Consider the following 280-nt stretch of genomic DNA (forward strand, 5'->3'; position numbering starts at 1 on the left):
CACGCGTTTTAAGCGCTCACACTTGTCGGCTGTAAGAAAGACAGACTCAGGGGTCTGTAGCTCAGTCGGTTAGAGCACCGTCTTGATAAGGCGGGGGTCGATGGTTCGAATCCATCCAGACCCACCACTGTCTGTGACGGGCAGTCCCCCTGAAGTATGTGTGACTGGGGGATTAGCTCAGCTGGGAGAGCACCTGCTTTGCAAGCAGGGGGTCGTCGGTTCGATCCCGTCATCCTCCACCAATCCTCAATGCACAGCGTTCTGCACGAAGCAGAACCTT

Annotated in this window: 2 tRNA genes; both read left to right on the forward strand. The window is 56.1% G+C overall.

The features are described 5' to 3' along the window. Positions 1-50 precede the first annotated feature (50 nt). Positions 51-127 (forward strand) — tRNA-Ile (locus AB3X98_RS42140). A gap of 39 nt (positions 128-166) precedes the next feature. Continuing rightward, positions 167-242, forward strand: a tRNA-Ala gene (locus tag AB3X98_RS42145). Positions 243-280: the final 38 nt, after the last annotated feature.

The sequence above is a fragment of the Paraburkholderia sp. BR14312 genome (genome assembly GCF_040948675.1).
GTDB lineage: Bacteria > Pseudomonadota > Gammaproteobacteria > Burkholderiales > Burkholderiaceae > Paraburkholderia > Paraburkholderia nodosa_A.